This is a genomic window from Sphingomonas faeni, assembly GCF_030817315.1.
Classification (GTDB): Bacteria; Pseudomonadota; Alphaproteobacteria; order Sphingomonadales; family Sphingomonadaceae; genus Sphingomonas; species Sphingomonas faeni_C.
On sequence record NZ_JAUSZF010000001.1, the window covers coordinates 3,313,306 to 3,335,119 of the forward strand.

17 protein-coding genes are annotated in these 21,814 nt (G+C 63.0%); 10 read left to right on the top strand and 7 right to left on the bottom strand.

The features are described 5' to 3' along the window. Positions 1 to 19: 19 nt before the first annotated feature. The 3 genes from QFZ54_RS15425 (at position 20) to QFZ54_RS15435 (ending at position 3,093) form a co-directional block, all read left to right on the top strand. Positions 20 to 742 carry a cytochrome b/b6 domain-containing protein gene (locus QFZ54_RS15425; RefSeq protein WP_307088526.1) on the top strand — a complete coding sequence of 241 codons (723 nt, stop codon included), beginning with the start codon at positions 20 to 22 and terminating at the stop codon, positions 740 to 742. Continuing rightward, positions 739 to 1,488, top strand: coding sequence for a molybdopterin-dependent oxidoreductase (locus QFZ54_RS15430; RefSeq protein WP_307088527.1), 750 nt, complete (start codon positions 739 to 741; stop codon positions 1,486 to 1,488). Before QFZ54_RS15425 ends, QFZ54_RS15430 begins: the two co-directional genes overlap by 4 nt. A 348-nt stretch (positions 1,489 to 1,836) precedes the next feature. Continuing rightward, complete coding sequence (locus QFZ54_RS15435; protein ID WP_307088528.1) at positions 1,837 to 3,093, top strand: molybdopterin molybdotransferase MoeA; 1,257 nt, start codon at positions 1,837 to 1,839, stop codon at positions 3,091 to 3,093. Positions 3,094 to 3,557: 464 nt separating this feature from the next. Here QFZ54_RS15435 and QFZ54_RS15440 read toward each other — a convergent pair whose 3' ends face one another. Together QFZ54_RS15440 and QFZ54_RS15445 are read right to left on the bottom strand one after the other, a co-directional pair. Next, on the bottom strand, positions 3,558 to 4,133 hold the full coding sequence (locus QFZ54_RS15440; RefSeq protein WP_307088530.1) for an outer membrane protein: 576 nt from the start codon (positions 4,131 to 4,133) through the stop codon (positions 3,558 to 3,560). 152 nt (positions 4,134 to 4,285) lie between these two features. Beyond that, positions 4,286 to 4,951 (bottom strand): response regulator transcription factor, encoded by a 666-nt coding sequence (locus QFZ54_RS15445; RefSeq protein WP_307088532.1) that lies wholly within the window; start codon positions 4,949 to 4,951, stop codon positions 4,286 to 4,288. A gap of 230 nt (positions 4,952 to 5,181) precedes the next feature. Here QFZ54_RS15445 and QFZ54_RS15450 point away from each other — a divergent pair, with 230 nt between their 5' ends. Then, on the top strand, positions 5,182 to 5,787 hold the full coding sequence (locus QFZ54_RS15450; protein ID WP_307088534.1) for a hypothetical protein: 606 nt from the start codon (positions 5,182 to 5,184) through the stop codon (positions 5,785 to 5,787). A 91-nt stretch (positions 5,788 to 5,878) separates the two neighbouring features. Further along, positions 5,879 to 6,310: a hypothetical protein gene (locus QFZ54_RS15455; RefSeq protein ID WP_307088536.1), complete on the top strand. Its 432-nt coding sequence runs from the start codon at positions 5,879 to 5,881 to the stop codon at positions 6,308 to 6,310. Positions 6,311 to 6,445: 135 nt separating this feature from the next. Here QFZ54_RS15455 and QFZ54_RS15460 read toward each other — a convergent pair whose 3' ends face one another. Next, positions 6,446 to 6,817 (bottom strand): response regulator transcription factor, encoded by a 372-nt coding sequence (locus QFZ54_RS15460; RefSeq protein ID WP_307088538.1) that lies wholly within the window; start codon positions 6,815 to 6,817, stop codon positions 6,446 to 6,448. 539 nt (positions 6,818 to 7,356) lie between these two features. Here QFZ54_RS15460 and QFZ54_RS15465 point away from each other — a divergent pair. From QFZ54_RS15465 to QFZ54_RS15480, 4 genes are all read left to right on the top strand, one after another. Beyond that, positions 7,357 to 8,307, top strand: a complete 951-nt coding sequence (locus QFZ54_RS15465; RefSeq protein ID WP_307088540.1) for an HlyD family secretion protein — start codon at positions 7,357 to 7,359, stop codon at positions 8,305 to 8,307. Beyond that, positions 8,307 to 9,905, top strand: a complete 1,599-nt coding sequence (locus QFZ54_RS15470; RefSeq protein WP_307088542.1) for an MFS transporter — start codon at positions 8,307 to 8,309, stop codon at positions 9,903 to 9,905. Before QFZ54_RS15465 ends, QFZ54_RS15470 begins: the two co-directional genes overlap by 1 nt. Continuing rightward, complete coding sequence (locus tag QFZ54_RS15475; protein ID WP_307088543.1) at positions 9,902 to 11,362, top strand: efflux transporter outer membrane subunit; 1,461 nt, start codon at positions 9,902 to 9,904, stop codon at positions 11,360 to 11,362. Before QFZ54_RS15470 ends, QFZ54_RS15475 begins: the two co-directional genes overlap by 4 nt. Positions 11,363 to 11,580: 218 nt before the next feature. Further along, complete coding sequence (locus QFZ54_RS15480; RefSeq protein ID WP_307088546.1) at positions 11,581 to 12,024, top strand: hypothetical protein; 444 nt, start codon at positions 11,581 to 11,583, stop codon at positions 12,022 to 12,024. Positions 12,025 to 12,887: 863 nt separating this feature from the next. Here QFZ54_RS15480 and QFZ54_RS15485 read toward each other — a convergent pair. The 4 genes from QFZ54_RS15485 to QFZ54_RS15500 form a co-directional block, all read right to left on the bottom strand. After that, entirely contained in the window at positions 12,888 to 14,264 is a 1,377-nt protein-coding gene (locus QFZ54_RS15485) for an efflux transporter outer membrane subunit (RefSeq protein ID WP_307088548.1), read from the bottom strand. After that, entirely contained in the window at positions 14,264 to 17,422 is a 3,159-nt protein-coding gene (locus QFZ54_RS15490; RefSeq protein WP_307088550.1) for an efflux RND transporter permease subunit, read from the bottom strand. The genes QFZ54_RS15485 and QFZ54_RS15490 overlap by 1 nt, the downstream gene beginning before the upstream one ends. Beyond that, on the bottom strand, positions 17,419 to 18,603 hold the full coding sequence (locus QFZ54_RS15495) for an efflux RND transporter periplasmic adaptor subunit (protein WP_444965521.1): 1,185 nt from the start codon (positions 18,601 to 18,603) through the stop codon (positions 17,419 to 17,421). The genes QFZ54_RS15490 and QFZ54_RS15495 overlap by 4 nt, the downstream gene beginning before the upstream one ends. A 505-nt stretch (positions 18,604 to 19,108) precedes the next feature. After that, on the bottom strand, positions 19,109 to 20,473 hold the full coding sequence (locus tag QFZ54_RS15500; RefSeq protein ID WP_307088554.1) for a lipopolysaccharide biosynthesis protein: 1,365 nt from the start codon (positions 20,471 to 20,473) through the stop codon (positions 19,109 to 19,111). A gap of 110 nt (positions 20,474 to 20,583) precedes the next feature. On the opposite strand from QFZ54_RS15500, the gene QFZ54_RS15505 reads away from it, so the two are divergent. Continuing rightward, positions 20,584 to 21,807, top strand: coding sequence for a hypothetical protein (locus QFZ54_RS15505; protein WP_307088556.1), 1,224 nt, complete (start codon positions 20,584 to 20,586; stop codon positions 21,805 to 21,807). Positions 21,808 to 21,814 lie beyond the last annotated feature (7 nt).

A 21,814-nucleotide genomic window follows, 5' to 3' on the forward strand; every position in this document is an offset into this window, starting at 1 on the left:
CCTCGAGCGAAAGACGAGCATGGACATCATTCCGCCGCCCGCCGGCGCCATCGTTCCCAGGCACCGGTTCAGCACCATGCTGTGGCACTGGGTGAACGCAGTCGCCATCTTCATCCTGCTGGGGTCGGGGCTCGGCATCTCCAACGCCCATCCACGGCTCTATTGGGGGATGTTCGGCGCGAATTTCGACCATGCCTGGGCGAACCTGCCCGACATGCCGGCGTGGATCACGATCCCGACGACCTATGATCTTGCGATGTCGAGGCGCTGGCATCTGTTCTTCGCTCTCGTGTTGGCGTTCGGTTTACTCGCCTTCATGGTCGCCAGCCTTCTCAACCGGCATTTCCAGCGCGACCTGCGGATCGCGACGCGGGAGGTGGCGCCGCCCCATATCTGGGCCGACGCGAAGGCCCATCTCGCCTTCCGCTTTCGCGACCCGAACCGACCAGGCACGTACAATATCCTTCAGAAGATCGCCTATGCCATGGTGATCTTCGTCCTGCTCCCAATGATGATCTTCTCCGGGCTGACGTTGGGACCGGGGATGGACGCCGCATGGCCGTGGCTGCTCGATGTATTCGGCGGCCGGCAGTCCGCGCGCTCGATCCACTTCATCTGCGCAATGCTGATCGGCGGGTTCGTCGTGCTCCATCTGGTACTGGTGATCCTGGCGGGCGCCGTGAACGAGGTGCGGTCGATGATCACCGGCAAATGGCGAGTACCCGGGGAGGATGAGGCATGATCAGCCGGCGGACGATGATCGGTGGCGGCGCTGGACTGCTGCTGACAGGGTGCGACCAGGTCGTGCAGATCCCAGCGGCGCGGAAGATCCTTTTCTCGGGGGAACGCCTGAACCTGGCGACGCAACGCCTGTTGCAGGTACGCGCGGGCGGCCGCGCCGCGCTCGCCCCCGAATTCACCGCGGCGGACATTTCGCCGATCTTCCGCGGCAATGGCACTCAGAACCCCGACACTGCGGACTATGATGCCTTGTTGGCGAACAACTTCGCAGATTACCGGCTGCAGGTCGGCGGGCTGGTCCGCACGCCGCTGTCGCTCTCGCTGTCGCAGATAATGGCCATGCCGGCGCGGACGCAGATCACGCGGCACGATTGCGTCGAGGGATGGAGCGCAATCGGCAAATGGCATGGTCCGCTGCTCGGTACGGTGCTGAAGGCCGCGAACATTCGACCGGGGGCGCGCTATGTCGTGTGTACCTGCGCCGACATGGGTGGGACCTACTACGACTCAGTGGATCTGATCGACGCGTTCCATCCGCAGAGCATCCTCGCCTGGGGAATGAACGACCAGCCGTTGTCGGTCGTCCACGGCGCGCCGATCAGATTGAGGGTCGAGCGGCAGTTGGGTTACAAACAGTCGAAATACATCATGCGGATCGACGTGGTCGACAGCCTCGCAGGGATCGGGGGCGGCAAGGGCGGTTATTGGGAAGATAACGTGGACTACGAATGGTACGCCGGGATCTAAATCCACTGCGCTCTGCGCAGAAAATCGGGGCTTTCGTGGGTTGCCGGCGTTCAGCAGCCCGGCTGCTATCGTAACGCGGCATACGAGTTCAGGGGGGCGGGGCATATCGGTTCGGCGGACATTCGGAGCTGAAGAATCGGCCCGACCAGCTCTTACATCCACACGGACCAAATAATGTTCACCCCGTACATTTACCGGCGGCGTTCCCGGACTAGGGTTGTGACGGCAAGGTTCGGAGAACGATCGATCTACGGTCCTGCGACGAACTCTGAACGGATTTGCCCAATCCCGTTCGCGAATGCGAAACTTGGGTAAGGGAGCCAGTCAGGCGATGCTGCGGGACTGCCGATGACGCAACGCCATGAGAAGCGGGAAGCCGTCGCCTTCGAAACCGCGTTGGCTATGATACGCGGTTCCGTGGACGTTCTGCAGAACGAGAACGTTCCGTTGATCGATGCTCTCGGGCGTGTTCTGGCGAACGAGGTCCGTGCGGCATGCGACTATCCGGCGTTCGATATGTCAGCCATGGACGGATACGCATTCCGTTCGTGGACGACGGCCGGCGCCGAGACTGACGCGCCCGTCAGCTTCGGGATAGAAGGGTCGATCTTCGCAGGAGACCAAGGGGCCGGCGAGGCACGGGACGATCATGTCTTCGGCATAGCCACGGGTGCACCGCTGCCAACGGGCTTCGACGCGGTCGTCGCGCACGAGCGATGCGTAACGGTCCAGGTCGCCGGGCACAGGATGCTGTCCGTCCCCGGTCCAATAGGGGCGTTCACGAATGTTCGTCGACGGGGGGAGGACGCCCGACGTGACGAGCTTGTCGCCGATGCTGGCGAACTGGTGACGCCCGCGATGATCGGTGCGTTCGCGTGCTACGGCATCTCCAATGTGCCCGTCCGGAGGTCGCCTGCCGTTTCGATCTTGACGACCGGGAATGAGCTGAGAAGCGGCATCGCCGGTGCTCGCGCCGGAGTGCAGGACGGCAATGGCCCTATGTTGGTCGCGTCCTGCCGGTCCGTGGGCCTGGCGATGGAATCAGCGCGGACGGTGGGCGACGAGGTGGATGTGATCAATGCCGCGTTCGACGCCATGATCTCGGAAGACAGCCCGGACATCATTCTGACGACCGGCGGCGTCTCCGTAGGAACGCGCGACCTCATCCCGGAAGTGCTTGCGAGCCGCGGCGCCTCCATTGGTTTCCACGGCGTGCGCATGAGGCCTGGAAAGCCCGTTCTGTTCGCGCGACTCCCGGGCGGGCAACTCGTGTTCGGCCTTCCCGGCAATCCGGTGGCGGCTCTTCTAGGATTTCGCTTCTTCGTGATGGAGGCGGTGTGCGCCATGCTGGGCGTCGAAGGCGAGCGGGGCGTTCCAATGGCCATCGGCGACGACGCCGCGCGGCCGGGCGTGACCGTGTTTTCGAAAGCACGAGCGGACTACACGGAGAACGGCACCCGCGTCGTCGAGAAGCTTCCAGGACAACAGTCTCACCTGATGCGTCCACTGATACGGGCTAACGCTTGGTTGCGAACGCCGCCGCGCTCCGAGACCGCCGGATCATCGTTCCTATACCCGCTGATGCCTTCACCACAGCTGTTCTGAATCTTCGTCAGCGCATCCCACGGCAGGGGCCAGATGTCAGTGGACCGAATGCCCTGGAGCGCCCCGATCTCGCTTAGGCTGTTCGCGGCGGCGCACCGCTTCAGAGGCGGGCTGCGGTAGTGAGCTGGGACGAACTGCTCTGCGCTGCCGAGCGCGTGCCGCACCGGCATCCCTTCCGATGTTGTGCGTTGCCGTTCCGGCCGTCCGTTGAAACGTCTTCGGAACGGCCGTCCAGGCGATCAGAGCCGGAGCGAACGTTCCGAAAGGTCGGGAAGGAGGACATGCCGGCGTCACGTCCGGCGCTTCCACGCTTTACGGTTGCGGCGGCACGGTCGACCATCATTTCCATCGGCGTCCCAAGGCATGCCTGCCGACGAGCGCCGCTTGGCGGAACGGGCTTTTTGCCTGGACCGCGTCAGCAACACGACGGGATAGGCTTCCCGCCAATCCCGTCGTGTTTGCGCTCAGAAGCGGATACCGATGCCGCCCAGGATCTGATTGCGCGAGACGCCGTGGGAATATCGCGAATAGCGATATTCGGTCTTCAGGAAGGCGGCATTCGACAGCGCATATTCCACACCGACACCGATCCGAGCGCCGCTGTGCGCCTTCTTTTCCAGAATATCCTTGTCACGGCCGGGGGCATAACGATCGAAGTTGGCGTTCGTGTAGCCTGCCATCACGTACGCTAGGACTTGGCTTGTCGCGACGACGCCCAGACGGCCGCCGACAAAGAGATCGCGACCGCTGCGGATGCATTTCTCGGTAGCCGCCGTGCCCACGCATCCCTTGGCGGTCGACCCGGTCAACTCGACCTCGGGACCGACCCGGACACTGCCGGCAGCCACATCGTAGCCGACGATGCCGCCATAGTCGAAGCCGGTCTCCCCGTGATGGTCGCCATCCACTCGATCCCAACCACCGATCGCGGCGACATAAGGACCCGAGAACGGAACCTCCGTCTGTGCCTGTGCGGATACTGCGCAAACTGATGCGGCGGCCGTTGCAATGCAGGCGGTCAAAATTCGGTTCTTAATCATGTCGTCGCTCCTCAAGCGTTTTGTTGTGGCGCTTCGGAGAATGGAATAGTCTTGTCCCAGGCGAAATTATGCCAAGGTTTTATTAAACTAAGGTTTGGTATGATTGCCCAGTTCTGCTTATCGGCCGTGGCTGGTGGGCAAAATCTGCTAGTCTACGCCGATTGACTGGGGAAGCGGCTCGTACCCTCTTCGCGGACGCCCAGCGCGTCTGCCATTCGAACGAGATCAGCAAGCGATTGGGCCTGCATCTTCTTCATCATGTTACCCCTGTGTATCTTCACCGTGATCTCGCTGACGTTAAGCCGCCCGGCTACCTGCTTGTTCATCAGCCCCGCCGTCACGAGCGCCATGACTTCGCGTTCTCGCGGGGTCAGGCTGGCGTAAGCGTGTTTTGCGGCTTCGTCTCCGCGCTTTTCCGCCCTGCGGACCCGATCGATGCCGACCGCTTCGTCGACGGCTTCAAGGATATCGTCGCCCGAGAACGGTTTCGCAAGAAAGTTCACCGCCCCTGCCCGCATGCCCTTGACCGACGTCAGGACGTCGGCCTGTCCCGTCATCAGGATCACGGGAACCGTCGCCTGGCTATGTTGGAGTTTCTGTTGAAACTCCAAACCGTTGGCGTCCTGGAGATGGACGTCGAGCAGAAGGCACGCGCAGTCATCCGCTCCCGGCGATACGGCATACTCGGCAGGCGAAGGGAAGATCTCGACGCGATAGCCTGCCGATCGTAGCAGGCTCGCAAGCGCGTTTCGAAATCCATCATCATCATCGATGACGCAGACCAGTACGTCTAGTTCGTTGTCGGAAAGGTTGGTCATCACCTAGCCTTGCGAATGGCGAGGAGGAATTGCAACTCGCGGTCTGTAGAATAGCGCCTGATCATACAAATCGCATCATTCTAGTCTCGATTCGACGTCCCGCGGAAGGGATTCGATGCCGCTACATGCCTTCAAAGACGTGGCAGCCCACTCTCGCCGCTACCAACGTATGATGGCGCCGGGACGCCGCGAATGGAAGGACATGCGCCACCAGTAGACAGGGGTTTGAGATGGAACGTCAACCGGTCGTCCAACCACGCATTTCGAGCTTCGAGCCATCGCCGGTACTCGTCGAGCAGGTGCTCCTACCGCGAAGCGTCGAAGACGCGTTCGCCCGACTCACGAGCTGGCAAAGTCTGCCCGCATTGATCCCGGTGAGCCCAATGCTCGAACCGGCGCGCGGCAAGCGGATCGACCGCCCGAGCGAACAGGGCGACATGCTGATCGGTCGCGGACATGCCGGTGGCGTCGAGCAGGTCTATCTTGTTGTCTCTGCGGTCAGTCACCTTCTGTGGACGGTGGTCGCGCGACCGCTTGGGGACGATAGGACTGCGGAGTACCAACTCACCGTCGCTTTCAGCGCGGCGGCCGGGGGGCAGTGTCTGATGGTGGTTCAGATCGTCGGGGCCGCTTCGGAATTCATCGACCAGAACGGACTGCGTTCTCGACTCGACCGTATCAAGTCGTTGCTGGACGGAGCTGCGAACGGTCCGTCTCGCCGCCCTCGCCGTGGAACGGCGTTTTCGAGGCTGGTCAGACCGCTCTGGACGAAGGTCGAGGCCTACATGCGGATAGTAGTGGGGCGGCACTCACCTGCAGCCGCAGCAACCGGTTAGTCGCGCGCACAAGTTCCAAAGCATACCAACGTATTATTCAGAAATCGGTAATTTCAGTTGATACTCGTATTCTCGAAAAGGAGATCCGGTGATGTTGATGGGTAACAAAACGTCGCTGCCGTCCAGCAGCGTCTTGTGCGTTGGGTTGATGACTGCCTGTATCGCCGTAGCACCCGCGGCGGCGAATCAGAAGCTCATCAACGAAGGCGTGGGGCCGATGGATCCCATCCTGCAGTATGCTGAACAGATGGCGCCCCGGAACGAGTTCTTTCTGAACTCGTCGGACGATGTCGAACTTGTCCGTTTCAAGCAGCCGCATGATCTCTCTATCTGTGTAGCCCGGTCGACAGATCGGAGGCCAAATGCGCAGGCTTACCCGATTTCCGTTGCTTGGGACGGCAACGTGGGAACGGTTACGCCAGGCAACTGCCTGACTTTCGATGCGCAGACCGTCAAGGTTCGTCCAGCCTCACGACTCCCGCAGGACATGGAACTGACCGGGACCATCCGGGTGCTCCGGTGACCGAGTGCGTTTCGAACGGTCGCAGCAGGACCTGATTATTAAGTACGACGGACAGCAGATTGCATCTTCCGTCCTGATCCGGCGAGTGTCGAAGTGCGCTTTTCCGGAAGGCCGTTCCCGCGATCGGGTTCTTTGCTACAGCGGGCCGAATACTCCGCTGAGCGCCTCGACGAGCGTCTCGGCCGGGAAGGGTTTCTCCAGCACGGCGACCGCGCCGAGGGACTCCGCCCGCTCCCGTATGTGGTCAGTGGCGTGTGCAGTCATGATGATCGTAGCCGGACCCGAGCCGTGCCGGCTGAGGTTGGCGAGCAGGTCCAATCCCGACATCCCGCCCATCTGGACGTCCGAAACGATGCATGTCACATCGACGGAATCAGCTTCGAGAAAGTCCTCGGCGCTGGCGAAGGTCAACGTGTGGAGTCCCAGCGAACGGATCAGGCTGCTGGTAGCCGACCGGACGTGATGGTCGTCGTCGATGATCGCCACGATGCGCGTCAACGGGGTCATCGTCCTTCCTTCTTTCGAGCCGAAGATGGCCACGATCGGGTTCTATCCGCGTAAGGCAGGGCGAAAACTATACAATAGTTTAGAAGTCTCCCGCGACATTCGGTCGCAATCTGCACGGGCGGAAGGGATGCCTTGCAAGCCGCCGTTCCCGGTAGTGCGACCAGCGATTTCAGCAGCCGACAACGTCCAGCGGCATTGGCCGGCGGGGTGGGGTCATGCCGCTTCGGCGATACGCGGTCCCCTGACCGGTATTGCAGCCGCAGCATCCAAGTCATGGTCCCGCGATCCAATACAACCCGAAGAAGCCACGTCATAGTTGGCTGCAATCGAAGAGGAAGCGCGATGTCATGGCGCCCATAGCGACAGCTGATCCGACCCCGCCCCCGACGCCGCCGCAGACGGCGGCCTCAGCTCCGGCCCCCATCTCGTCGGAACCTGTCGGCGGGCGAGGGGCCTATTGGGGCCGCCTCATCGGGACCGCCGCGTTCCTGGTCGCCGGCCTCGTGCTATATCTATGCCTTACGCGATGGGATGGCTGGGTGAGCGACCGTCGCTACCAGGAGACCGACGACGCTTACCTCGCGGCGAATCTGACGCCCCTTGGTGCCCGAGTGGCGGGGTACGTCAAGAGCGTGCCCGCGCAGGACTTCGAGCGGGTCAAGGCGGGGCAGCTGCTCGTTCTGATAGACGACGACGATTACCGGGCGTCGCTGGCGCAGGCGGTAGCGTCCGCCGAGGTGGCACGTGCCGCCATTGGCAATCTCGAGGCGCAGCAGGGGCTTCAGAAGGCCAACATTCGCGCCGCTGCGGCATCGGTGGCTGCATCGATCGCAGTCGCCGTGAAGACCGGCAAGGCTGCACGCCGGCAAGGGACCTTGCTGACCTCCGGCGCCGGCTCCGAGGAGCAGAACGAGGCCGCTGACGCGGCAAACGCTACCGCGATCGCGCAAGTCGAGCGTGACAATGCCGTTCATCAGGCCGCCGTGCAGCAGTTGGTGGTCCTGGCGTCGCAGATACGGCAGGCGAGGGCGTCGCTCGCTTCCGCTCTCGCGGCCGCCGATATCTCGCGGATCAATCTCGGCCATACGCGGATCACGGCGCCGCAAGCCGGAGTCCTCGGCCAAAGGCAGGTGCAGCCGGGACAATATCTTGCGGTCGGCGGCCAGGTGGCCACGCTTGCTCCGCTGCCTCACATCTGGGTCATCGCCAACTACAAGGAAACGCAGCTGGCTCATATCCGGGTAGGGCAAGCCGCAACGCTGACGATCGACGCGTTTCCAGGCCACGTCATCCACGGACGAGTGTCCGGATACGCGCCCGGAACCGGGTCCCAGTTCGCGCTCCTGCCTCCGGACAACGCTACGGGTAACTTCACCAAGATCGTTCAGCGTCTCGCCGTCAAGATCCGGATCGAGGACCATGGCGATCTGGTCCAGCGGCTACGGCCCGGCATGTCCGTGACCTCGACCGTGGACACCAAGGGCGGTTGATGGCGACCGCAGCAGACCAAAGCGATCCAAGCCCTGCGCTTCCGCGCGGTGCCCTTGTCGGGCTGACCGCAGTCATCCTCGGAGCGTTCATATCCACGCTCACCGGACGTCTATCCAGTTTCGGTCTCGCCGACATACGCGGCGCGATTCATGCCGGCTATGACGAAGGGGCGTGGATCACGACGTCGATGACTACGGCACAGATGCTGGTGACCCCGCTGACCATCTGGGCGGGCACGGTCTACGGTCCCCGAAAGGTGTTGATATGGGGCGCGACGCTTTTCGCGGCCGCGTCGACGGCTATCCCGTTCTCAACGAGCCTCGCACAACTACTGACGTTTCAGTTCCTGGCTGGCATGGGTTCCGGGACCTTCATCCCATTGACGCTACCCGTCGTACTAAGGACGCTACCGCCGCGCTTCTGGGCCTACGGCATCGTCGTCTACGCGCTCAACCTGGAGCTTTCACTCAACATCTCGGCCTCGCTGGAGGCATGGTACATCGACAATCTGAGCTGGCGGTTCATCTTCTGGCAGAGCGTTCCGCTTGCCATCGCGATGATCGCCTGCCTGTACTTCGGCCTCCCCAGGCAACCCAAGGCGAAGACCACGAAGCGTCCGGCGCTGTTCGGCGTGATGACAGCAGGACTGGGACTGGCGCTCATCTATGCAGGGCTCGATCAGGGAAACCGGCTGAACTGGCTGGCATCGGGTACGATCGTCGGCCTTCTCTCCGCGGGACTGATTCTACTGGGTGCCGCCGTCATCAACCTTCTTCTGGTTCCGAGCGATTGGTTCGATCTGAGGGGAGCGGTCAAATGGCCGCTCCCTCTGCTTCTGCTGATGGTCCTGGTGTTGCGCCTCACCATCCTGTCGACCGCCTTTCTCATACCCCAGTTCCTGATCTCGGTGCGCGGCTATCGTTCGCTCGAAGTCGGGCAAGCCCTGATCTGGATCGCGGTTCCCCAGTTGATCGCGGCGCCGATCGCGGCCCTCCTGCTCCGAAGAATGGACTCGCGATGGACGGCCTGCGTGGGTCTCGTGGCGATCGCCACCGCCTGCTGGATCGTATCGCAGACGATGACTGCGGCGTGGGGGCCGGAGCAGTTTCTGGCCACGCAGCTGCTCCAGGCTCTCGGGCAGACGCTGGCGTTGAGCGGGATCGTCTTCACTTCGGTGTTGCGGATGCGGACCGACATCCAGGCGACATTCGGCGCGATGCTGCAGTCGGCTCGGCTGATGGGCGGCGAACTCGGACTTGCCTTCACGGTCACGTTCGTCCGCATGCGCGAGCAGCATGCCTCCAACGTCATCGGGCAAAACGTTGTTTCGGGCGATCCCGACGTCGTAGGGCGGCTCCACCAATACGCCCGCATCCTCGCTCCCCGATCCGGGGCCGAGACGGAACCCAGGTCGGTAGGCTTGCTCGCCAGCACGGTCCGGCAGGCTGCCGACCTCCAGTCATGCATCGACGGCTTCCTCGCGATCGGCTTCGTTTCGATGCTGGCGTTGATCGTTCTCTTCATACTCAGGCCGGTTCCTTCCGGACCCGCCACCTACCGTCCCTTCAAGTTTCAATTTCGGGGGCTCCGTCGATGACGCGCAGGCTATTGGCAACCGTCCTATTGCTCGGGGGGTGTACGCTCGGTCCCGATTATCATCCGCCGATACCCTCTACGCAGGTGCGCGGCAGCCTGGTGTTCATTCCGTCGGGGGCGACGACGGCGGACACTCCTTCAAGATGGTGGGAGCTCTACGAAGACCACGTGTTGAACGACCTTGTCTCCAAAGCCTTGACGGCCAACACCGACCTTCGCGTGGCGGAGGCCAACTTGGACGCAGCCCAAGCCGCCTTCCGCGTCACTGGTTCGGCGCGCCTGCCGGCTACCGGTGTTACCGCGGGTGCCGTCTACGGACGGACAGCCACTCAGACCGAGGTCGCCGACGCGCTGGGCGGCAAGGCTAAGAATCGCCTGATCGACAGCAGCGGATTCCAGCTGGCTTATGAGGTCGACCTCTTCGGCAGAGTCCGTCGGTCCTTGCAGGCAGCCCGAGCCGATGCGGAAGCCGCGGCAGCGTCTCGCGACGCGGTGCGGTTGATGGTGGCCGGCGAGACTATCCGTGCCTATGTTTCCGCTTGCGCGGCCGCCCACCAGATCGAGGTCGCGCAGCGATCGATCGCCTTGGCCGAACAGCAGCGCACGATCGTAGGCCGGCAGCTTGCTGCAGGGGGCGCCACACGGTTCGATCTGACCCGATCCACGACTGTCCTGGCACAAACCAACGCGACCTTGCCGATTGCCGTCGGCGAGCGGCGCGCAGCGCTGTTCGCTCTCGCCGCCATGATGGGGCGCACTCCCGCGGACGTTCCGCCCGAAGCATCCCGGTGCCGGGCTGCGCCGACGCTGAAACAGGCAGTACCGGTCGGCGATGGCGGGGCATTGCTGGAGCGGCGGCCCGACGTCAGGCTTGCCGAGCGTAGAATGGCGGCGGCAAGCGCCCGTATCGGCGTCGCGAAGGCGGACCTGCTGCCGCGCATCAGTCTGTTCGGATCGGTTTCCTCGGCTGCACCCGATGGTAACGGCCTCGGTACTCGGCCCGCGACGAGTTTTGGACTCGGACCCCTGATTTCCTGGTCCTTTCCAAACGTCGCTGCCGCCAAGGGGCGTTTGGAAGCCGCTCGTGCAAGTGACCGCGCCGCCGTGGCGGGGTATGATGGCGCGGTGCTGACGGCGCTGAAGGAAGTGGAACAAGCTCTCGCCCGCTACAGTGCGTCTCTGGATCGAAGCCGGGAACTGGATATGGCGCAGCGTTCCGCAGCGGAGTCGTTTGCGCTCGCGCGCGCCAGACTGGACGCCGGAGCCATCAGCCAGCTCGATCTGCTTACAGCGGAGGAAGCACTGATCGGCACGCAAACCGCGGTCGCGGCATCTACGGCCGAACAGACGGATCTTCTCGTTACGCTGTTCAAGGCTCTCGGAGGGGGATGGCAGGGAGATGAGGCCAAAACAAGCGGACGTCCGGGTCGGACCTCAGGCCGTCCGACTGGAATGTAACGCGCAGCTTTTTTGGCAGTGTACGATAGGTTCTCGAGAAATCGAGCGCGACTTAAGATATCAGCAAATCACTTCAGCGCAAATCTTCTTACTATTAGCGCAACGAGTGTCAAACCTTAGTATAATGGCTTTCGGCATGCGCAGCCTCCATTTGAAGCAAGAAGCATTGTGCTTCTCACATATGCCCGATCAAAGGGCTCGTTCAGGAGATCATTGCAATGAGAAAGTTCCCTTCAAAGGTGCGCGCGATTTTGCTCGTGATGTCGTCGATGGCCGTTACGCCGTTGCTGTTTGCGCCCGCCGCGGCGGAATCGAAGAAGTCGATCACCAAGCAGGAGAACTCGCTGGCGGCTGCGGGTTTCGTCGTCAAGCCAGCGAACACCCCAGCGCGCATCGCCATGCTCAACCGACTGCCCAAGGACAAGTTTGCACGGCGCACCAAAGGGGACATAGTAACCTACGTCTATGCGGATCCGAAGTCGTGCAACTGTCTCTACGTCGGCACCGAAGCCGCATATGGCCGATACCAGCAGGCCGTGCAGGCGAAGAACATCGCGGACGAGCAGGAAATGGCGGCCGAGGATTATTCTGATCCGAACTGGAGCTGGGGTGCTTGGGGCGGCTGGGACGGAGGTTTCGGTTTCGATCGCTTCGGGTGGTAGTACCTACGGAAGCCGCCGGTGTTCACACCGTCGGCTTCCGTCCACGATTGCAGGCGAACAACGGAGCGCCGACGTCCGCCGGTGAGAAATCAGAACGGGTGGCCGAACAAGTGCACGTGCGGGATCCGCGTCGGGCTGGTGCTAGACCAGGAACGGTCCTGCCCCGCCTTTGACTCATGCATCAGAGGTAATGGCCAGAAACGACGGTGGCTGTGAAGGCCATGCCGGAGATGAGACCGTCGGACTCCACGCCGCGCGGTACGGCCGATCAGGGGCCCCAGACATCCTCGTCGATCCGCGGGTTCGATGCCGTACGGTTCTCCTTCGCGTCGCAGCGATCATGACGGTCTTCGCCTCGGTCTGGCGCGAACAAAATCTGAATGCGGGAAAGGCATGGGCCGGCCACCGGCATCCCCTGACATCGGAGCTTTGGCCGGAGATGATCATCTGTCCGTCTTCTCCGTTCAAAGGCGAACGACATGACCTCGGTCGTTAAGAGCGAACGCTCGAAGGATCGATCCTTCGTTTCCAGCTTGGTTCCGCGGCAGACCTAGTCCTGCTTGCAGGACTGCGGCGTCGCGGAGGACCTCAACGACGCCGACATTCCTCGGAGCCAAGGGGGATGCGGCAATTATGTGTTTAGCACTGCGCGACCGGTGCTCTGAACAAAGCGTTCGGGATGAGCTGCCCAACTCCAGTATTTCAGAAAGTGCCACCTCGTCACAGGCACGTTCACGGACCCGAACCGCCGATCTCGTGGGGCATGGCTTGAATGCAGCGAACGGCTTCGAAATCGACTTGGTCGGACCCGCTGAGCCCAAGAGTTCCATTTAGAACAGGTGCGGACCCGCAACAATCCAGCATCAGGCACCGCCGTCCGCTCCGATGTACTGGTAGAGATCAATCCGGTTCTGCAGATCTGCGAGAACGGTCGCGCACTGCGTCTGCTGGGCAGCGTAGAGGGTTCGCTGCGCAACGAGCGCGCTGAGAAAAGTCGCCGTGCCCGTTCGGTACCGAGCCTCCGCCAGTCGGTAACTCGTTGAAGCGGCCGCCACCAATCGCGCCTGGGCTTCGCGCTGGCGGTAGATCGTTCCTCGGCGTGCAAGCGCATCGGCCACCTCGCGGAACGCGGTCTGCACCACGTGGCGGTAGTTCGCGAGACTCTGATCGCGCTGTGCTCGGGCGTACTCAAGGTTGCCTCGCGTCGGACCGCCTAGGATCGGCATCGACACTCCTGCCGAATTGTTCATTCCAAATGCGCCGCCGGTAAAAAGCGCGCCCAGCGTAGCGCTAGCAAAGCCGAGGGCGGCGGTCAGAGATATCGTCGGGAAGAATGCGGCTCGCGCGACCCCTATGTTCGCGGTCGTTCCTTGCAACACGTGTTCCGCCTGCACGACGTCCGGGCGCTGCAGCAGTACCGCCGATGACAATCCGGGGGGCACCAAAGCGATCGACGCGTCGAAGGCCTTCAGTGAGACCTCCAGCTGCTGGTCGCTAGGCGGAAAGCCGACCAGCAACTCGATTGCGTTGCGATCCTTTGCGAGCTGCGTCGTGAACTGGGCAACGTCAGACTGCGCCTGGGCTACGATGGTTTCGGCATCGGCGACATCGCTTCCTGCTACCAGACCTGATCGGTGCAGCGACTTGGTCAGCTCAAGTGCGCGTGTTCCGCTCGCCACCGTCAATTGCGCGATCGCGAGCAGTTCGCGGTCGGACGCATAGGTGACGAACGCGCTTGCGGTCTCGGCAATGAGCAGGATGCGCGTTGACCGCATCCCGGCGTACGTCGCGAGATACTGTTGGAACGCCGCCTTGCTGAGATTCCTCTGCTTGTCGAACAGGTCGATTCCGAAGCTGCTGATGCCAATGCTCGCGGCGGATAGATTGGATCGGTCAGTCGCGGTGCTCGGTCGATCGACCGTGGAACTCACGCTCGCTCCGAACTCGGGAAACTGCGCTGCCCGCTGCCCGCGATACTGTGCGCGGGCGGCGGCAACGTTGGCAACGGTCGCGGCAAGGTTCTGATTGTTGGCGAGAGCGAGCTCTATGATGGATCGCAGCCTCGAGTCGGTCACGACTGATCGCCACGGAAGCCCAGCTGTCTCGCCTTTCGATACGGGGTAGGCATCGCCGGCCGGCCACGATGACGGCACGGGTAGTTCGGGGCGAAGGTAGTGCGGAGCCAAGTCGCACCCGGCGAGCATCCAGATGAGCGGGAGAGATGTCAGGCGGCGGCGCATCAGCTTACCCCCTCCACAACGTCATTTACCGGACTGGGGGCACCGCTGCGGCGGAACACCTTCAGGACGACGACGAAGAAGAGGGGTACGTAGAAGATGGCGATGGCGGTGGCTGTCAGCATGCCGCCGATGACGGTGGTCCCGATGGCGATGCGGCTGGCGGCTCCAGCGCCCGTCGCGATCGCGAGCGGAAAGACCCCGGCCACGAACGCCACGGAGGTCATCAGGATCGGCCGTAGGCGCATCCTTGCCGCCTCCAGGGCTGCGGCCCCGGCGTCCTTGCCCTGCTTGCGCACGGCGTCTGCGAACTCGACGATGAGGATCGCATTCTTCGCAGCCAGGCCCATCGTCGTGAGTAGACCGATCTGGAAGTAGATGTTGTTTTCCAACCCCCGCACCGTCACGGCAAGCACCGCTCCGATCACGCCGAGCGGTATGACCATCATGACTGCGAACGGAATGCTCCAGCTCTCATAGAGCGCTGCAAGGGAGAGGAAGACCACCAGGAGCGAGAGGCCGTACAACAGAGGAGCTTCGCCGGACGAGACGTTCTCCTGATAGGAAAGGGCGCTCCAAGCGTAGGTCGTGCCGGGTGCATACTGGTGCGACAGCTCCGCCATTCGCTGCATCGCCGCCCCAGAACTGATGCCGGGGGCGGGGCTGCCGAGTATCTCGTATGAGGGCAGGCCGTTGAACCGGCTGAGTGCCGTTGGTCCCTTCTCCCAAGTGGTGCTGGCGATGCTTGAGAACGGCACCATGGTCGGTGGAGCGCCGCCGCTGGCCGCACTCGAGCGTACGAACCAGCCGCCAAGATCTCCAGGGAGCATACGGTACGGTGCGTCGGCCTGCATGTAGACCTTCTTGACGCGGCCGCGGTCGATGAAGTCGTTGATATAACTACCACCCCATGCAGCGCTCAGCGTCGCCGTCACGTCACTTTCGGCAAGCCCTAACACCGCCAGTTTGGCCTCATCCAACGTGACCTTCAGCTGGGATGTGTCGGCCAGCGAATTCATGCGTACGCCTGTAAGCTGCGGATCCTTGTTCGCAGCGGCAATGAGCTGGTCGCGTTCCGTCTCGAACCTGTCGGCCAAGAGCCCGGTGGAGTTCTGCAACTCGAAGGTAAAGCCGTTCGACTGGCCCAGCCCGCTGATCGGTGGCGGGGTCAGCGCGAATACCTGAGCATCGCTGATCCTGGCGAACGCGTTCGTAGCACGCGCGTTTATCGCATCGACGGTGTTCGCCGATCCCTTGCGATCGCTGAATGGTGCGAGCGTGATGAAGCCGAACCCGGCATTCTGGGATGAGCCGGAGAAATTATAGCCGTCGATCGTCATGAGGCCGACGACATTGCGGCGCTCCGGCCCGAGATAGAAATCGTCGACTTGCGTGCGCACGGCGTCGGTGCGCGATTGGGCGGCACCGGTAGGCAAGGTGTACTGAACCAGAGCGATTCCCTGATCCTCATTAGGCAGGAATCCGCTTGGAAGTCGGACGAACATGACACCAATGACGACGATGATGCCTGCGTAGACGAGAAGGTGGATCACCGAACGTCCCAATACCACACCGACCGTCGCCACGTAGCGCTCCGTCACCCTATCAAATCGGCGGTTGAAGCGCGCGCCCAGGCCATGCCCCGCAAGCCTGCTGGTCCGTGAGGGCTTCAGCAGCGTTCCGCAAAGAGCCGGCGTCAGGATGAGCGCGGCCATCACTGAGAGCACCATCGCGGAAACTATCGTGATGGAGAACTGTCGGTAGATAACGCCCGTCGAACCGCCGAAGAACGCCATGGGCAGCAGCACGGCGGATAGCACCAACGCTATTCCCACGAGCGCAGACCCGATCTCGGCCATCGACTTCGACGTAGCGTCCGTGGGGGTCAGATTCTCAGTGTCCATGACCCGCACGACGTTCTCGACGACGACGATGGCGTCGTCGACCAGCAGTCCGATAGCTAGCACCATGCCGAACAGCGTCAGCGTGTTGATGGAGTAGCCGAACACGGCAAGTATCCCGAACGTGCCGAGAAGAACGACAGGTACCGCAATCGCCGGGATGAGCGTCGCCCGCCAATCCTGAAGGAAGACGAACATCACCAGCACGACCAGGATGATCGCTACGAGCAGCGTCTTCTCGACGTCGTTTACGGAGAGTTTGATAAAGCTCGTGGTGTCGCGTGGGTAGACGATGGCATATCCGGGCGGGAGATGGGTGGTTAGCTGCGCGACCCTGGTCTTGATCGCTTCGGCCGTCTTGAGCGCGTCGGCGTCAGGAGCGAGTTGGATCGACAGTCCGGCCGCGGGTTTACCGTTGTACTGCGCTGTCGTGGCGTAGCTGTCGCTGCCCATCTCCACGCGAGCGACGTCAGACAGATGGATCACCGTTCCGTCCGTCTCGGTCTTGACCACGATCCTGCGGAACTGTTCGGGTGTTTGAAGCCGCGACTTGGCGTTGACGATGGCGGTGAGCTGCTGCCCGGTGACGGCAGGCAACTGGCCGAGCTGCCCCGCCGACAAGTCCACGTTCTGCGACTTCACCGCACTGGCGACGTCGGAGGGCATGAGCTGCACCGCCGCAAGCTTCTGCGGCTCCAGCCAGATCCGCATGGCGTAGCCCGAACCGAACAGTTGCGCTTGGCCGACGCCATTGATGCGGGAGATGTCGTCTTGAAGGTTGTTCACCATCCAGTCCGCCACGTCTGATTGACCGGATTTGCCGGTGGTGTCGTACAGACCCACGATAAGCAGGAAGTCGCTGTTCGACTTCGCGACGGTGACTCCTTCTTGCTGCACCTCGCTCGGCAGGCGCGAGTTCGCCTGAGCCACCTTGTTCTGCACCTGTACCTGCGCGATGTCCGGGTCGGTCCCTTTTGCGAACGTCACGGTGATCGATGCGGTGCCGGCGGAACTCGATGATGAGGAGAAGTAGAGCAACCCGTCGATGCCGGTGAGTTGCTGCTCGATCACCTGTGTCACGCTCGACTGCACCGTCTGCGCGCTCGCGCCCGGATAGACGGCGGTGATGCTGATCGATGGAGGTGCGATGTCGGGGTATTGGGCGATCGGCAGGGTGGAAATGCCGAGGATGCCCGCCATCATGACGCCTATGGCCAACACCCAGGCGAAGATCGGGCGATGAATGAAGAACTCACTCACTGGCTGCGCACCTCTTCTGGAAGGTGCGTGAGCGTTGGTGTCACCACGCTGCCGGGAATCGCGTTCTGAGTGCCGACGACGATGAGCCTGTCGCCACTCTTCAGCCCTCTCGTCACCAGCCAGGAACTGCCGATCGCCTGAATAGCGGTCACCTGGACCCGCACCACGGTGTTGCCTTTGCCGACGATGAGCGCGCTCGCGTTGCCCTTGGGATCGCGGGTGATGCCCTGCTGAGGTGCGAGCACTCCGTTCGGTATCACGCTCTGCGGTGCGGCCACGCGCACGAACATGCCGGGCAGCAGAATGTCGTGCCGATTTGGAAAGCGGGCTCGCAACGCGACCGTCCCGGCGTTCTCGTCAACAGTAACCTCGGTGAATTCGATCCGACCGGCTTCCGGATATTCGCTTCCATCGGATAGTTTGAGCCTGACCGCGGCACTTGCGGGCAGAGCACTCCCCTTGGCCAGAGCGCGACGCAGGGCGAGGAGCGAATCGGCCGACTGGACCACGTCGACGTAGATCGGATCGAGTTGCTGGATGGTCGCGAGGGCTGTGGCCTGACTCGCCGTCACCAGTGCGCCTGGGGTCACCAAGGAGCGGCTTATGCGCCCGCTGATCGGCGCACGGACGAGCGTGTATCCGAGATTGATGCGGGCGGCCTCAAGCGCGGCGGCCGTCTGGTGGACTGCCGCACGGGCGGTCCGCTCGGCAGCGATCGTGTTGTCCAACTGCTGCCCGCTGATAGCATCCGGATCACTCAGGGACCTGTAGCGCACCGCCTGCGATTGAGCCGAGGCGTAGGCCGCCTGCGCGCTCTCCAGCGCCGCTGCCGCCTGGTCGCGGCTGGCGTGGTAGGGGCGGGGGTCGATCCTATAGAGTGGCTGTCCCGCTTGGACGAACGAGCCCTCCTTGAACAGGCGCGCGAGGATGATGCCATCAACCTGTGGACGCACATCGGAGGAGTTCGTGGCGACAGTCCTGCCGGAAAGTTCCTGTGTCGTGGTGACCGGGCCAGCGGTAAGTGTCACCACGCCTACCTGAACCGGCGGCGGCACTGGGCTGGTCTTCGAAGCTTCGGAACAACCCGCCAGGGCCAAGGCAGACGTCAACGGGCCAACGCAGGTCTGGTGCCACCTAAGCATCGGACTGCGGGAGGCCGTGCGGCCTGCCGGTGCTTGCATGCGACCCGCCGGCCGACATCTGTACAGGAATTCGAAGTGCACCCTCATCGCCGCCCTCTTGGATCAGACCTTAAGCAGGCGGCTGCAGTGCCTGCGGTCCGACTATCCAATCATTGGCGGATATCCCATCATATCATACAAGCGTATGATGTCGGCAACTTCGGCCAAGTCGGCGTAGATGAGATCTGATTAATAAGGTCGGCGACAGAATATCTTATTTGAGAAAAAAGATCTTAGTCCAATAACGCTAACCGGCGGCTATACTTATCCAATCCGTGTAGCGATGCGCCCGCCGCGCGGTGCGACGCCGGAAGACCGCGATATTGTTCGCCATCGGCGGATCTAACCGACAGGTTCGGCGATCGGACCGCTGGTCACCGTTGTAAGCCTCAGTCAGAGATCCTTTAACGCGTCTTCGGCCTCCTCGACGCTGCCGAGGCGGGCGACGAGCAGCCGCGGGAGCATCGCCCGCTCGGGAAGGAAGGCCGTGCGGAGCCGCCGAGCGTCATGCTGGCATGGCCTTCGCGTTGGTGCGGAACATCAGCGCGAGTGCAACGATCGCGACGCCGTTCTGGAGCAGCGCGTGCCATCCCGCCCCGTCTGTGCCGAACGCCGACAGCATAGCGGGCAGGAGCGGGTAGAGCGCGAGGCTCGTGACGAGCCCAACGGTCATCGACCGGGCCGGCAGGCCCAGCGCGGTCAATCCCGATGCAAGTGGCGCACTGGCCAGCCCAGCGCCGCGGGCGGTTGCGATGAGGATCAGGAGGATCGTACCGCCACCGAAGCTCGCGCCGCCCAGCGTTCTGAGCAGCCGATCACCTGCAAACGCCAGGATGAGGACGATCGGCAGTGCGATCGCAAGCGCCAGACCGGCGCTTCGCCAGACGGTATGCCTCAGCGCGGTCAGATCGTTGCGTGCCACCTGGGCGGCGAGGACCGCGTAGCTTGCCTGGCTGAGCAACACCGTCGGCTGGGCGAGCAGCGACGTGGCGCGTTGGGTCAGCGCGAGCAACCCCGCCGCCGCAGGCCCGAGCAGCCAGCCCACCGTAAGCGGCGCGAGGTTGGGTGCGAGTTCGCGTACAGTGATGTCGAAGTTGGTGATGAGGATGAAGCGGTTCAGGCCTTCGGTGTCACGTGCAGCGCCGCGCCATGGTCCGCGTACACGTTCGCCAGCCGCGAGCTTGCGCCATGCCACCCAGCCGAAGCCCCACATGGCCAGCCCTTCCGCGATGGCCGCGATCAGCCAGACCGCGATGAAGCCCGTCAGCCCGCCGCCCGCGAACCAGATCCCGAGCGCACCGACGAGGCGGATTAACGGTGACACGGCCTGATGGACACCGATCAGGTCGAACCGGTCGGCGATCTGCAACAGGCCCTGCGGGGTCGCGCGGACCGTCGCGATCACCGCGAGCGAATACGGCACGGCGACGCGTATCGTGTCCGGCGACCAGCCGAGGCGCGGTCCGATCAGCGGCACCAGCAGGGCGGCGATGATCACGGCGACTGCGCCACATCCAAGTTCGATCACCGCGAGGAACCGGACGATACGGGCGAATCCGGCGTGATCCCCCCCTTGGAGAGCGATCCCGCCATAACGCACCACGCCGTGAAAGCCGGAGAATGCCAGGACGCTGCCGATCAGCACCGCATAGCCATTGACGAGCACCAGTACGCCGTAGTCCGCCGCGCCAAGCCGATGCGTCACCAGCACCAGGTAGACGAGACTCATCACCCCCGCCGCCGCCTTGCCGCCGAGCAGGTGGCCGAGGTTGGCAAGCACCAGCCGGAGGCCCGACTGCCCATCGCGGGGCGGTCCAGGTTTCGCGGAATGCGCCGGCCGACACGTCATACGGTTTAGGAACGAACGCATCGCGAGCGCTTAGACCCTCCAGGTTGCCCCGACGAACGCAAAGTTTCGCGGGTCCGCAAGTTACCAAAAGGTTTAGTGAGGATCGCCCGTGTCGGGAACGTCTACCGGGCATGAAGATCGGTTTTCTGTTCAATCACGACCAAGTCCATCAGGTCGCCCACGCACTCCCGACCGCCTTGGCGATGGTGGAGGGCTATCCGGATGCGGAGATCGTCGTCGCCACCACCAACGCCCGGCTAACCGACGAAGTGCGGCGGCTGTGCGCGCGACTGGGCGTCACCGTTCCGCTGATCGAACTGGACCTGCGGCGCGCGTTCACGCGAGCGCTGGCGACCACGCTCGAATGGGCGCTGCCGGTGACCAAGATCGGCATCTACCGCGACAATCTCGACTTCTTCCGCTCGCTCGATGCGCTGGTCGTCGCCGAGAAGACCTCGCTATTGCTCAAGACACGCTACGGCCTCGACGATCTCAAGATCATCCACACGCGTCACGGCGCTGGCGACCGGGCGATAGGCTTCAACAAGCACAGCGCGACGTTCGATCACGTGCTGGTGTCGGGCACCAAGATCCGCCAGCGCCTGCATCGCGAGGCCGGCGTGCCATTGGATCGGATGAGCCTGATCGGGTACCCCAAGTTCGACCTCATGCCCGAGCCCGCACCGCGCCTACCGTTCCAGGCGAACGGAAAGCCGACCGTGCTCTACAACCCGCATCCGTCGCCGCACCTGTCGTCCTGGTATGACCAGGGCCGCGCGGTGCTGGAGCATTTCCTACACGACGACCGGTACAACCTCATCTTCGCGCCCCACGTCATGCTGTTCCACCGCAAGTTCGTGCTGACGATCGACAAGCTTCGGATCGATCGTGCCGGCCGGATCGATCAGCGCTTCCTCGATGCGCCCAACATCCATGTCGATCTAGGCAGCGCGGCGTCGACCGACATGACCTATACGGGGGCTGCCGACATCTATCTCGGCGATGTTAGCAGCCAGGTGTACGAGTTCCTCCACACGCCGCGGCCCTGCGTGTTCCTCGACGCGCACGCGACAAATTGGGAAGGCGACGCGAACTACGCCCACTGGCAGGCGGGCGAGGTTGTTACCGGCATCGAAGGACTTGGCGGCGCCCTCGACCGTGCGGTGGCGAGGCATGATCGGTATCGGCCGGTCCAGTGCGCCCTCTTCCAGCGCAGCTTCGAGTTGACCGCGGAACGGTCCGCCGTTCGTGCGGCGCGCGCGGTGATGAGCGTGCTCGGCGACACGGTCCCGACCGCCCTGCCTCAGCGCGAACCCGGGACCGGGGCGGGAACGCAGGGGTTGCGCGTCGCCTGAACCGCCG